This is a genomic window from Nitrosospira sp. Nsp18, assembly GCF_900103145.1.
Classification (GTDB): domain Bacteria; phylum Pseudomonadota; class Gammaproteobacteria; order Burkholderiales; family Nitrosomonadaceae; genus Nitrosospira.
On record NZ_FMWY01000019.1, the window covers coordinates 23,683 to 36,832 of the forward strand.

Annotated in this window: 11 protein-coding genes; 3 read left to right on the plus strand and 8 right to left on the minus strand. The window is 52.3% G+C overall.

Translation table 11 applies throughout. The annotated features are described in order from the left end of the window. Window positions 1–61 precede the first annotated feature (61 nt). From BLS94_RS09555 to BLS94_RS09565, 3 genes are all read left to right on the plus strand, one after another. Entirely contained in the window at window positions 62–814 is a 753-nt protein-coding gene (locus tag BLS94_RS09555; protein WP_090960225.1) for an outer membrane lipoprotein-sorting protein, read from the plus strand. A gap of 723 nt (window positions 815–1,537) precedes the next feature. Beyond that, the gene (locus tag BLS94_RS09560) at window positions 1,538–2,296 is read left to right on the plus strand and encodes a PEP-CTERM/exosortase system-associated acyltransferase (protein WP_090960228.1); all 759 of its coding nucleotides are present in this window, start codon (window positions 1,538–1,540) and stop codon (window positions 2,294–2,296) included. Window positions 2,297–2,660: 364 nt separating this feature from the next. Then, window positions 2,661–3,875 carry an ammonium transporter gene (locus tag BLS94_RS09565; protein ID WP_072768456.1) on the plus strand — a complete coding sequence of 405 codons (1,215 nt, stop codon included), beginning with the start codon at window positions 2,661–2,663 and terminating at the stop codon, window positions 3,873–3,875. A gap of 50 nt (window positions 3,876–3,925) precedes the next feature. On the opposite strand, the gene rng is transcribed toward BLS94_RS09565, so the two are convergent. The 8 genes from rng to folD all read right to left on the minus strand — a co-directional run bounded on the left by rng (window position 3,926) and on the right by folD (window position 13,000). Then, window positions 3,926–5,377 (minus strand): ribonuclease G, encoded by a 1,452-nt coding sequence (gene rng, locus BLS94_RS09570; RefSeq protein WP_072768499.1) that lies wholly within the window; start codon window positions 5,375–5,377, stop codon window positions 3,926–3,928. A 31-nt stretch (window positions 5,378–5,408) separates the two neighbouring features. Next, on the minus strand, window positions 5,409–6,032 hold the full coding sequence (locus tag BLS94_RS09575) for a Maf family protein (protein ID WP_090960232.1): 624 nt from the start codon (window positions 6,030–6,032) through the stop codon (window positions 5,409–5,411). Between the two features lie 81 nt (window positions 6,033–6,113). Further along, window positions 6,114–6,584, minus strand: a complete 471-nt coding sequence (rlmH, locus tag BLS94_RS09580) for a 23S rRNA (pseudouridine(1915)-N(3))-methyltransferase RlmH (protein ID WP_072768454.1) — start codon at window positions 6,582–6,584, stop codon at window positions 6,114–6,116. An 11-nt stretch (window positions 6,585–6,595) separates the two neighbouring features. Next, window positions 6,596–7,081 (minus strand): ribosome silencing factor, encoded by a 486-nt coding sequence (rsfS, locus tag BLS94_RS09585; protein WP_090960236.1) that lies wholly within the window; start codon window positions 7,079–7,081, stop codon window positions 6,596–6,598. Beyond that, window positions 7,078–7,752, minus strand: coding sequence for a nicotinate-nucleotide adenylyltransferase (gene nadD, locus BLS94_RS09590; RefSeq protein WP_090960239.1), 675 nt, complete (start codon window positions 7,750–7,752; stop codon window positions 7,078–7,080). Before nadD ends, rsfS begins: the two co-directional genes overlap by 4 nt. A 71-nt stretch (window positions 7,753–7,823) precedes the next feature. Continuing rightward, a complete protein-coding gene (aceF, locus tag BLS94_RS09595; RefSeq protein WP_090960241.1) occupies window positions 7,824–9,191 on the minus strand; it encodes a dihydrolipoyllysine-residue acetyltransferase in 1,368 nt (455 codons plus the stop codon). A gap of 234 nt (window positions 9,192–9,425) precedes the next feature. Then, complete coding sequence (gene aceE / locus BLS94_RS09600; protein ID WP_090960244.1) at window positions 9,426–12,092, minus strand: pyruvate dehydrogenase (acetyl-transferring), homodimeric type; 2,667 nt, start codon at window positions 12,090–12,092, stop codon at window positions 9,426–9,428. Between the two features lie 50 nt (window positions 12,093–12,142). Further along, window positions 12,143–13,000: a bifunctional methylenetetrahydrofolate dehydrogenase/methenyltetrahydrofolate cyclohydrolase FolD gene (gene folD, locus BLS94_RS09605; protein WP_090960247.1), complete on the minus strand. Its 858-nt coding sequence runs from the start codon at window positions 12,998–13,000 to the stop codon at window positions 12,143–12,145. Between the last annotated feature and the right edge of the window lie 150 nt (window positions 13,001–13,150).

Below are 13,150 nucleotides of genomic sequence, written 5' to 3' on the forward strand. Positions count from 1 at the left end.
GAAACTCCATAAATATTTAAACCCACACAGGGGTAAACGGCATCTCACGACAGGAATTGAAATGCAAGTAAAAACTTTGCAATACCTGCTTATGGTGATTTTCATGTTTTTCACTATGGCATCGATCGCATCCGAGGATGCGGAATTAGCGCAAAGCATCCTGGAAAAAGCTGACCAGATTCGCTTCCCGCGTGAAAGTTTCCAGGTAGACGTCGATATCAATACGACAGCGCCTGATAAAACTGCCGAGCGGCGCAAATACCAGGTTCTATCCAAAGGAAATGAGAACAGCGTGGTGATGACCACCGAACCGGCTTCCGAGCGCGGGCAAATTTTACTGATGAAAGGGCGCGATTTGTGGATATTCATGCCGGAGATTTCGCAACCTATACGCCTTTCCATGTCGCAGCGACTAACCGGCCAGGTAGCCAACGGTGATTTGGCGCGCGCAAACTTTGCCGGCGATTACAACGCCACGATTCTGCGCACAGACACCATCGACGGGGATAAGTACTACGTACTGGAGCTTATTGGCGTCGATCGAAGCGTTACGTATCATAAAGTCTTATACTGGGTACGGCAATCGGATTTCTGGCCCTATCGCGCCGAGTTCTACTCATTGTCGGATCGCTTGCTTAAAACCGCTCGCTATGAAAACTTTAAGATGATACTGGGCAAGAAGCGGCCCACCCGCCTCGTTATGACTGACGCATTGCGCAGGGGCGAGGAATCCGTGCTTGAATATACAGAAATGAAACTCCGAGATCTACCCGACAAGATTTTTACCAAAGACTATCTGAAAAAACTCGAATAAATAACAAACCGCGAGTATGTTTTGCAGAAAACGGGGCTCAACTAACAAAGTCTGGAAACTGAAACCGCGCTGAACTCAAGCGGATCTTTTGTGCATTCTCATGAGTCGTTTGCGACAGTTCGGCCCCCGGCAATCGGCGGGCCGCACAAAAGACTAACAACCGAAAAAGTACGTATCCATTCATAAGGCTCAATGTTTCGTGGACATTCGGGTGGAGCGTTTCCCGCAATTTTTCATGTCTTTGAAGCGTCTTACGGGGTGGCGGTAAAATATCTCGCTGAGCAAAGCTGAGCCTTAGCGCACCTTCAAGCAGTTCTATATCCACCTTCAATTCCGCAACCGGGTTCAATCCCGGCTTGTGCTCGCGGTTCCAAATAGCGACATTGTGTTTAATGTCGCTATCGTGTGGCCAAATCGGCCTGTATTCCAGTTGAGGCTCATCATTCTAAAAGGCGTGAGAAGAAATAAAAGGAGTAGCTCTAAAGTTAGCATCCGGCCTTCCGTAAATATACATGCGGGCATGGAGACTGATGAACTTGGCCCCGACGCTGTGCCGGTACGTGAATTCCCAAGAACCAGCCTCGAATCAGAGAGTAAAGTCCGTCCTGTGATTCAAGGACGCTCACGTCAATCATCTTAATACTCATACAGGAAGCCAATTTATTTCCAGATATTTTTTTACCTTCCAACATCGCTCCAGCAGAAGGTCGCGGGAAATCAAATATGTTCTCATCAAAAATATTCAATCTGGGCAGTGCATTCAAGCAGCACTTCGAAATCGTACCCGCATTCTCAGACGCCCTGAAGGAAGAGGTCTACCGGGTGCGGCATCAGGTTTATTGTGAAGACCTGAAATTTGAACCTACCAGGCCGGATAGACGTGAAACCGATGAGCACGACGCCAATTCTCTACATCTCCTGATGCGTAGCATAAAGACTGGCGAATTTATCGGTTGCACCCGCATTGTCCTGTCGCGGCCCGAGGATCCCTATTATCAGCTACCTTTCGAAAAGACTTGCGCTACCGCGCTGGACCGATCGATCATTGACCCATCCAAATTACCCCGGCAAGACATCGCCGAGGTATCACGCCTCGCCGTTATCGCCGCGTTCCGCAGACGTAAAGGTGAGGCAAACAGCGCGGTTGGCATCTCGGGCGGGGATTTTGGCACGCCGGACCAGCCACGCTTCCCATTCATCCCGATTGGCCTGTACCTCGCCACCACCGAACTTGCGCGCTTGAACGGAATTGATACGGTGTTCGTTCTGACGGAGAAACGGCTGGCGAGTCACTTCAGCAAGCTAGGCTTCGATCTGCAATATATTGGTAGCCCAATTGAGCATAACGGCGAGCGCATCCCCTCGATGATGAGCGTCAGCGCTACTATCAACAATATGCGGGTTAATTTACTTCCCCTTTATCACACGATCGCAGCGGATATAGAACGAAATCTTCCAAAGCATTGTGCTTTGGGAAGATGAATAATAAAAAATTTGCATAAACGTAATCTCCAAGTCTTGGGAAGATTCACCAGAATCGATGCATGACGTTGTAACTGCACGGAACGCCCTTGGCCGTCAATAGTGGCAAACCCCCATCTGTCGTGGAGCGATAGGAAAAAAGGTGAGCCCGGGCGCAATTCTGCCTGGACAGGTAATCTGCCACCTATGTGCTACCACCTCTCAGTGCGCTATCGGGAAACGCTCTACACCATGCGTTGTTCCAGGCAATCCCCATCTTTAGACATCACGAACTCATTCGAAGTATCCCTATTGTGTCCGCGGCTATTGAGGTTCACACTCTGCGTGGGTAGACCAATAATCGCGAAACATGGGGGGAATCAAAATGAAAAAAAGCCTCTGCTTGACGCTGTGTGGTGTAGCTAATCTGTTTCTGCTGTGTTTCGGCGCCTGGGCGAGCGAGAGCGGCGCCGGATCCGAGCTCAATGAAGCTCGGCAAGTGGCTCAGTATAATTATGTTATTCACATCCTGGCAATGTTGCTGGTGGGTTTCGGTTTTCTGATGGTGTTTGTCAGGAGATACGGATTTGGCGCCACGACTGGCACCTACCTTGTGGTAGCGGTCGGCCTTCCTCTTTATATGCTCCTGCGCGCAAATGGTATTTTTGCTCATGAAATTGCTCCAAACACAATCAAGGCGCTCCTGTTTGCCGAATTCGCAGTGGCTGCCGCACTCATTGCCATGGGAGCCGTACTTGGACGTCTGCGGGTTTTTCAATATGCGTTACTGGCACTTTTCCTCGTTCCGGCGTATCTGATGAACGAATGGCTGGTGCTGGATAACGGGATGGGTTTGACGGAAGGTTATCAGGATACCGCCGGGTCAGTCATCATCCATGCCTTTGGCGCTTATTTTGGCTTGGGATTATCCCTCGCATTGACCACCGCGCGGCAACGAAGTCAACCGATTGAATCAGATGCCACCTCTGATCGTTTTGCGATGCTCGGCTCCATGGTATTGTGGATTTTCTGGCCAAGCTTCGCCACAGCCATTGTTCCTTTTGAAGAGATGCCGCAAACCGTCGTCAACACAGTACTCGCGTTGTGCGGCGCTACCCTCAGCACCTATTTCCTGAGCACGTATTTTCACAAGGGAAAAACGTCAATGGTCGACATGGCAAATGCGGCCTTGGCTGGGGGTGTAGCCATAGGATCGACATGCAATATTGTTTCACCGACGGGCGCCTTCGCAATCGGCCTGCTGGCCGGCGCTGTCAGCGTCATCGGTTATGTGTTCATTCAGCCTGGACTGGAAGCACGTTTCAAGATTATCGACACTTGCGGCGTCCATAATCTTCACGGAATGCCCGGATTGTTAGGTGCGTTGACTGCCATTGTGGTGGTGCCCGGTATCGCGGCTGCTCAGCTCATCGGCATTATCTTCAGTGTCGTGTTCGCTTTCGTGACCGGACTTATCGCCGGTGCGGCGATCAAAGCCACAGGCACGACGCGACTGGCCTATGAGGATAGCGAGGAATTCGCTCACTGTGAAACGCCGGATATCGAGAATATAGAACTCGAAGTCGAGACACGAACCTAAGGAGCAAGCCGGACAAATGCCGATTTCTGATGTAGCGCATCAGCGAGCTGCTACATCAGAATAAGGTCATACTGTTCCTGCGTATAGGCCACCTCCACCTGCAGGCTGACTGTTTTGGCAATGAAATCCGCCAGTTGCGCAAGGCTTTGAGATTCTTCATCTAGAAATAGATCAATGACTTCTTGCGAAGCGAGAATGCGAAATTCGTGCGCATCGAATTGACGGGCTTCACGCAATAATTCACGCAGGATTTCGTAGCATATCGTCTGAGCGGTTCTCACCTTGCCGCGGCCTTGGCACGTGGGGCATGTCTCGCATAATATGTGAGCAAGACTTTCCCTCGTGCGCTTGCGCGTCATTTCCACAAGCCCAAGCGCCGTGAAACCATTCACCGTCATATGCGTCCGGTCTTTCATCAGCGATCTCTTGAATTCCACCAGGACTGCATTTTTATGTTCCACGTTCTCCATGTCTATAAAGTCAATAATGATAATTCCGCCCAGGTTGCGCAAGCGCAACTGGCGCGCTATGACCTGGGCTGCTTCGAGGTTGGTTTTAAAAATGGTATCGTCGAAGCTGCGTATACCGATGAAGCCTCCAGTATTGACATCGATGGTTGTGAGTGCCTCGGTCTGGTCGATAATCAGATATCCGCCGGATTTCAGGTTGACGCGTCGCGCCAGGGACTTCTCGATTTCATCTTCCACCCCGTAAAGATCGAATAGTGGCCGCACCCCGGCATAGTGATCTATTCGTCCCACGACGTTGGTCATGTAGACCTGGGCAAATGCCGTCATTTTTTGTGAGGTTTCGCGCGAATCTACCAAGATGCGCGCCGTATTGTCGTTAACGAAATCGCGCAATACGCGGTAGCTGAGGTTCAGGTCCTGATACAGTAACCCGGGCTGAGCAGTGGCGGACTTTTCCTTGATGTCGTGCCACAATTTATTTAGATATTCGATATCCGTTTGCAAGTCCTGGTCGGTGGCGGCTTCCGCCATGGTGCGGATAATGAAGCCACCTTTTTCATCAGGGGATAGCAAGTGTTTCAGTTTTTCGCGTAGCGACTTTCGCTCGGTTTCATCCTCGATACGCTGGGAAATGCCAATGTGGGATACCTGGGGCAAATAAACCAGCATTCGCCCCGCAATACTGACCTGCGTAGACAACCGCGCCCCCTTGGCGCCGATGGAATCCTTGATTACCTGGACGAGAATATTCTTTCCTTCGTGCAGCAACTTCTCGATGGGCTTGCCGGCGTCCTCGCTCTGGCGCAATCTCCAAATATCTGCGAGGTGGAGAAAGGCAGCGCGATCCAGCCCGATGTCCACAAAGGCCGACTGCATTCCCGGCAGGACTCTTGTAACGCGGCCACTGTAGATGTTGCCGACAATTCCGCAACTGCTGGTGCGCTCTATGTGCAGCTCTTGAACCGCCCCATGCTCGACTACGGCCACGCGGGTTTCCTGCGGGGTAACGTTGACGAGAATCTCGCTGTTCATGAAAGATTTTTCTGTAGTTTTTTTTTCAAGTTCATGGAAATATTTCAACACCGGATTTTTGTAACAATTGCGCTGTCTCAAATAGCGGCAATCCCATTACACCGCTGTAGCTGCCCGAAATCTCCGCGATAAAAACTGCCGCCATTCCTTGAATTGCATAACCACCTGCTTTATCGAGCGCCTCGCCCACGGCGAGATAGCGGTGGATTTCGTGTTCGCTGATATCGCGGAATCGCACTGCAGAGCTGGATATACTGACTTGTATCCCACTTTGTGCAGCTACCGCTACTGCGGTCAATACCTGATGAGTCTGGCCGGAAAGTGCGCGCAGCATGTCTTTTGCATGCGTGAGGTTTTCTGGTTTGCCAAAAATACGCTCTCCCAGCACCACAGCCGTGTCCGCCGCCAGCACGGGAAGCTCCGTCAGCCTGCGTTCTAAAATCCGAGCTCGCCCCATTTCAGCCTTTACTATAGCAATGCGCCTGGCGTAATCAGCCGGAGCCTCGCCTGGCAGCACGACCTCAGCCATATCCGCGCCCCGCGGTGCAGCTTCACGTAGCAATAAGGTTCCGAAATTCACGCCGATCTGCTTCAATAATTCCCGGCGGCGTGGACTGCGGGAAGCAAGATAAATGCGATTTTCTGGTAGAGTCATGTAGAAAGTGTCGAGACATTCCGAATAAGCCAGATTGCCCTTCTCCGGGAAATGCCTCAATCTTACCTGAGCATGGCCTTTCTATGCTCGATGGTAGGGATGTCCTTTGATAAGCGACATGGCACGATACAATTGCTCCGCCAGCAATACCCGCGCCAAGCCATGCGGCAGCGTCAGCGTGGATAATGCCAGAACTTCATCGGCCGACTTTTTTATGTTGGCGTCCAACCCATCCGCGCCACCAATGAGAAAAGCGATATCTCCCCCAACCCCCATCCATCGGGTAATAGAATCGGCCAGCTTGATGGTGGTCTGCTGCCTGCCGCGCTCATCCAATGCAACGACATAATGCTTGGCCGGCAGCAATGCCCGGATGCGGATGGCCTCCGCTGCCAGCAACTGCTCCACCTTTTTGCCGCCGATGCGTTTTTCCGGTTTGACTTCAAGGAGTTCAATAGCAGCCTCATGCGGCATCCGTTTGGCGTATTCTTCAAACCCGGCCGCGACCCATTCCGGCATTTTATGACCCACCGCACAAATAATGAACTTCATACGGTGGCGGTTCAGGCCTCGTCGTCAGAGGAATCCAACTTTGCCTTGGCGGCTTTATTTTTTTCAACCGGGGAAACCGCTTTAGCTTTAGCTGGGGCGGCACGGCGTTTGACGGCAGACGGCTCGACGAGAGTTTTGCTCCTGGCCGAACTTGCGGAAGCCTTGTTTACTTTTATTCCTTCTGCCCACAATTCCTCCAGGTTGTAATGCGCGCGCACAGCAACCTGCATGACATGCACCAACACATCACCCAAGTCGACCAGTATCCATTCGCCGTTTTGCTCGCCTTCCATGCCATAAACCTTACCTCCGGCTGCCTTGACGCTCTCCGCCACATTATTGGCGATCGCTTTGGTTTGTCGGGTAGAGTCCCCGCTTGCAATAATCATTCGATCAAATAATGCTGTTATTTTTGTCACATCCAGCACTTCAACGTCTCGCGCCTTTATTTCTTCCAAGGCAGCAACAACCGTTTTCACCAGCTTAGTGAGCGTCATCCTTTTTCCGAATATAAGTGATTTGCTGCAATATAATCGAGCGCAGCGTCGGGAATCAAATAACGGATGCTTTTCCCTGCGGCGACCCGTGCGCGAATGACTGTTGCTGAAATATCCAGCAAAGTTGTTTGAGCGATAAAAATCATGCCGCTGGTTGCATGTTTGAGGCTATCCACGCTCGATACCCAGCGTCGCGCGCACTCTGCGTTTAATTCCAGCGGAAGGAGATCGGGATTTTCCGCAAGCATATGACCCGGGCGGGCCGCAATAATAAAGTGGCACAGCCCGAACAGTTCACGCCAATTGTGCCAGGCGGCAAGATTCATGAAAGCGTCTGCTCCGGTAACAAAACAGAGCGCGACGTCCTCCCCCAGTTCCTGTTTGAGCTCGCGCAACGACTCCACGCTATAACTTACTCCGGGACGCCGGATTTCACGCTCATCCAGAATAAACCTGGAGTTGCTTTGGATTGCCAAACCGACCATAACAGCCCGATGCTGCAGCGATGCCTCGGGAGAGCAGCGTAAACGAGGGCACCCAGCGGGGATAAAATGCATTTTTCGCACATCGATCATTTCGGCAATCTCTTCAGCTATCCGCAAATGACCATAATGAATAGGATCAAAGGTTCCGCCGAAAATACCGATGAGCGTATGCTCGGAACTATTCATGAGCCGATAAAATCAGACACATGGAAGCGGAGAAACGTTGTTTAGAATATTTTTGTCCTCATGGTATTTTTTTAGAGCAATAACCGCCGCAGGTCGGCCAAGGCCTCGGCCAGGAAAGAAGTGAAGCGCGCGGCAGTTGCTCCATCGATTACGCGATGATCATAAGATAGCGACAACGGCAGAATAAAACGGGGGACAAACTGTCCATCCCGATAAATTGGCTGCATGCTGGCGCGGGATACGCCGAGGATGGCTACCTCGGGTGCGTTTATAATAGGCGTGAATGCAGTGCCGCCGATGCCTCCCAAGCTGGTGATGGTAAAGCTTGCTCCCTGCATGTCGGTGGGTTTCAGCTTCCCGTTGCGTGCAAGTGCTGCCAGACCCGCCATCTCTTTAGCAATGGCAACGACTCCTTTTTGATCCACATCCCGGATTACCGGCACCATCAATCCATTGGGTGTATCTGCTGCAAACCCGATATGGCAATACTTCTTCATGGCCAGGTTCATCTCCCCGCCGTCGTTGACAAGCGATGCATTGAACTCGGGAAATTTTTTCAGCGCGGCTGCGGAGGCCCGCATTAAAAAAGCCAGTACCGTTATTTTCACACCCTCTTCTTTTATCTCCTCGTTGGATTGCTTGCGTAAGGCCTCCAGTTCTGTAATATCAGCGCCCTCGAACTGCGTAACATGCGGGATCATTACCCAGTTACGATGCAAGTTCGCTCCTGATATTTTTTGAATACGCGACAGTGGTTTCAACTCCACCGGGCCGAATTTTGCGAAATCGACCTCCGGCCATGGCAGCAGATCAAGTGCGGCGCCGGCATGCGTCTTCGATAATTCAGCCTTGACGTAGGCTTGAACATCCTCCTTGAGAATGCGCTGTTTGCGGCCACTACCCTTTACCAGTCCGAGATTCACGCCAAGTTCCCGGGCAAATCGCCTGACTGATGGACCGGCATGAGCATTTGCGAAGTCGGCTTCGTCTGTCTCGGAGGCAAAATTTACCGATGGACTAACCGGTTGGCCTGCCGAAGCTGGCTCTCGTGGCCGGGTTTCAGAGTCGGGCGCACTCTGAGACTCGGCAGGCGCCTCCGAAGGCGAAGGCTGTGCGGACAACTCAGGAACTGAGACTGAACCCACTGCTGGTTCTGTGCCTGAGGCAGATGAGGAATCAGGTGGCGCACTATCCGTGTCGGAGACTTCCATTACCAAAACGAGCGCACCTTCAGAAACCTTATCACCCACCTTTACAGATATATCCTTGACTATGCCTGCAAATGGTGAAGGCACTTCTATCGTTGCCTTATCCGACTCCAATGAAATCAAGGGGTCTTCCGCCTGGATAGAATCACCGGGTTTCACTAGAACCTCTATCACCGGGACATCTTTAAAATCGCCAATGTCGGGGATTAATACCTGTTTGGTCTCTGCCACGCCTCTTCCTTCATTCGTATTTTACGTGTGGTATTTGCAATGAAATGATAATGCACCGGCTTCATCTGCGACCCCGGATCCGGCATATTCACACCTTCCATCCCATCACCCTTACCGCCCTGTTTCTTGTCGATGTAGTGGAAAAAATATTACTGAAGCGCGAATCGGTTCATGCTCGGCGCTCTCGAATGCACAATCAGCTCGCGCATGTGCGCTTGCCATTTTGCGGACCCCTCATACTGTTACCGGATTGGGCTTGTCGGGGTCAATGCCGAGCTTGCTTATCGCTTGCGCCACTTTATCCGCCGTGATCTGACCTTCCTCGGCCAGCGACTTGAGCGCCGCTATCGTAATGTAATAGCGGTCTACTTCAAAAAACCGGCGCAGCTGTTCACGTGTGTCAGAGCGACCAAACCCATCTGTGCCCAAAACCTTATAACGCCCTGGCACGAATTCCCGGATCTGATCGGCAAAAATTTTCATGTAGTCCGTCGCGGCTATGACGGGCCCCTTCCGATCCTTAAGGCACGTGCCGACATAGGACAACCTCGGCGCCTCGGCGGGATGCATCATGTTCCATCGGGTAACGTCCAGCGCTTCACGTCTCAATTCGGTAAAGCTCGTGGCGCTCCAGATGTCGGCAGCGACGCCATATTCCTTTTCCAGTATTTCCGCCGCTGCTATCACTTCGCGCAGAATTGTTCCGGAACCGAGCAATTGTACCCGGAGACTTGAATTCTCCCCTGCCGGATTACCTTCCCGAAACAGGTACATCCCTTTCAATATCCCTTGTTCCGCATTTGCAGGCATCCCCGGGTGAGAATAGTTTTCGTTCATTACTGTTATATAGTAATAGACATCCTCCTGCTCTTCGTACATACGGCGCAGGCCATCCTGGATAATGACGGCGATCTCATACGCAAATGTCGGATCATAAGATATGCAGTTTGGAATAGTGGATGCGGCTAGATGACTGTGGCCGTCCTCATGCTGCAGGCCCTCTCCGTTAAGGGTTGTGCGTCCTGCAGTGCCTCCCAGTAAAAATCCGCGGCAACGCATATCTCCAGCCGCCCAGGCAAGGTCGCCCACACGCTGAAAACCGAACATGGAATAATAAATATAGAACGGGATCATCTGCACGCCGTGATTGCTGTATGCCGTTGCCGCCGCCATCCATGAACACATCGCTCCGGCCTCGTTGATCCCTTCCTGCAGAATCTGGCCGTTCTTGTCTTCCTTGTAATACATCAGTTGATCGGCATCCTCCGGTTTGTAGAGCTGCCCCGTCGACGACCAGATGGCCAGTTGTCGAAACATCCCCTCCATACCGAAAGTCCGCGACTCGTCCGCAACGATGGGCACCACTCGCTTACCGATGCTCTTGTCCTTTACCAGAATGTTGAGTATGCGTACGAAAGCCATGGTGGTGGAAGATTCCCGCCCCTCGCCGCCCGCCTTGAGCAGAGTATCGAATGCGGATAACGGTGGAATCTGCAGCGCTTCCGCCTTCCGCTGGCGCCGGTGGATGAAACCCCCCAGGGCCTCACGCCGCTGATGCATGTAAATATACTCGGGCGAAGCCTTGTCAAACGTCAGATACGGTATATCGTCTATCTTGTCGTCTGCAATTGGAATACCGAAGCGGTCGCGAAATGCTTTCAATGAAGTGGTACCCATCTTTTTTTGCTGATGGGTGATGTTCTGCGCCTCGCCCGCTTCACCCATCCCGTAACCCTTGATGGTTTTGGCAAGGATCACGGTGGGCTGTCCCGTATGCCGTATCGCGGCTGCATAAGCCGCATAGACTTTATGCGGATCATGGCCACCGCGGTTCAAGCGCCAGATGTCATCGTCCGACATATTGGCGACCATCTCCAGCAACTCGGGATATTTGCCGAAAAAATGTTCACGGACGTAGGCACCGTCTCTCGACTTGAAAGTCTGATATTCGCCATCTACACATTCCATCATGCGTTGCTGCAGCAGGCCCTTGGTATCCTTGGCAAACAATGGATCCCAGTATGAGCCCCATATCACCTTGATGACATTCCAGCCGGCACCGCGAAAGGCGGCTTCGAGTTCCTGAATGATCTTGCCATTTCCACGTACCGGCCCGTCCAGGCGCTGAAGGTTGCAGTTAATCACAAAAATCAAATTGTCCAGATTCTCGCGTGCGGCCAGAGAAATACCGCCCAGCGATTCCGGCTCATCCATTTCGCCGTCACCCATGAAAGCCCAGACTTTGCGGCCGCTGGTCTTGACCAGTCCGCGACTGTCCAGATACTTCATGAAACGGGCCTGATAAATCGACATCAGCGGCCCCAGCCCCATCGATACTGTGGGGAACTGCCAAAAGTCGGGCATTAGCCAGGGATGCGGATAAGAGGATAGCCCTTTGCCGTCCACCTCGCGTCTGAAATTATTGAGCTGGTCCTCCGTCAGCTCCCCCAGCATAAAAGCATAGGCATAAAGACCAGGCGACGAATGGCCCTGCGCGAATATCATGTCTCCGCCGTGGTTTTCCGATCTGGCATGCCAGAAGTGATTGTAGCCGACATCATAGAGCGTCGCCGCGGAGGCAAAGCTGGCAATATGGCCGCCGACATTGGAGTTCTTGTTGGCGTGCAGCACCATTGCCATGGAGTTCCAACGGACATAAGAGCGAATGCGATGTTCCAGCGCGTGATTACCGGGAGAGCGATCTTCCTTGCCCGGTGGAATGGTATTGATATAGGCCGTGGTGGCACTGTAAGGAAGGTATGCGCCTGAGCGCCGGGCTTTTTCTACCAGCCTTTCCAGCAGGTAATGCGCGCGCTCGGTTCCCTCGTGCTCCAGCACGGATTCCAGCGCGTCCAGCCACTCCTGTGTTTCAGATGGATCTATGTCGGGAATGGGTTCCATTTTCGTCTCGAAATTGTTGGGATTACCGATATGATTGGTCTGCGTCGCGGTTAAGCCCGTGCGTATGCACGCTCAGCAGCCTCGATAGTGTTATACAGCAACATCGCGATAGTCACCGGGCCCACGCCGCCCGGCACAGGCGTGATGTAACCTGCCTTCTCTTTGACCGATTCGAACTCCACGTCACCCGCCAGTTTACCGTCCGGCATGCGATTGATGCCAACATCTATCACCACTGCGCCGTCCTTCACCATGCTGGCGGTGATCATATGCGGTTTTCCGGTCGCTACAACCAGGATATCCGCCCGATGCGTATGCTCGGCCAGATCGCGGGTTTTCGAGGTACAGATGGTCACTGTCGCGCCTCTCTGCAAGAGCATCAGAGCCATGGGTTTGCCGACGATGTTACTGCGGCCCACGACCACCGCGTGCTGCCCTTCAATTGGAACGCTGTATTTTTCCAGTATTTTGATCACCCCATGAGGTGTGCAGGGCGGGAAAATAGCGTTACCGGTAACCAGCGATCCTACATTGTAAAGATGGAATCCATCCACGTCTTTTTCCACTGCAACGGATGCAATCACTTTATCGCTTTCGAAGCGTCGCGGTAACGGCAGCTGCACGAGAATACCGTGAATCCTAGAATTCCGGTTCAGTTCCTGAATACGCTCTATTACCTCGTCCTGGCTCGCGTTTTCGGAAAACTCGTGTATTTCGGAATAAATCCCCGTGTCGCTACATGCTTTCGCCTTGTTTCGCACATAGATGCGTGATGCTGGATTATCACCGGCAATAACCACCGCCAGCCCAGGTTGCATGCCCTTTTCCGTCAAACCCGCAGCGCGGATCTTACAGTCGGCTCGAAGCTCGCGAGCAAGTGCACTCCCATCCATAATTTTGGCATTCATCGTTTCTTCGGATCGCCTTAAGCGAATATTAGACGGTCAATTATACGCCAAGGGGCAGTAAATAAGCCCCTGTAAGCGCCAGGCCGACCCGCAGTGGAACAGGAGGTGGATCGCCGATAGGCGAATGAGGGCAAAGCTATATTCAGGCAT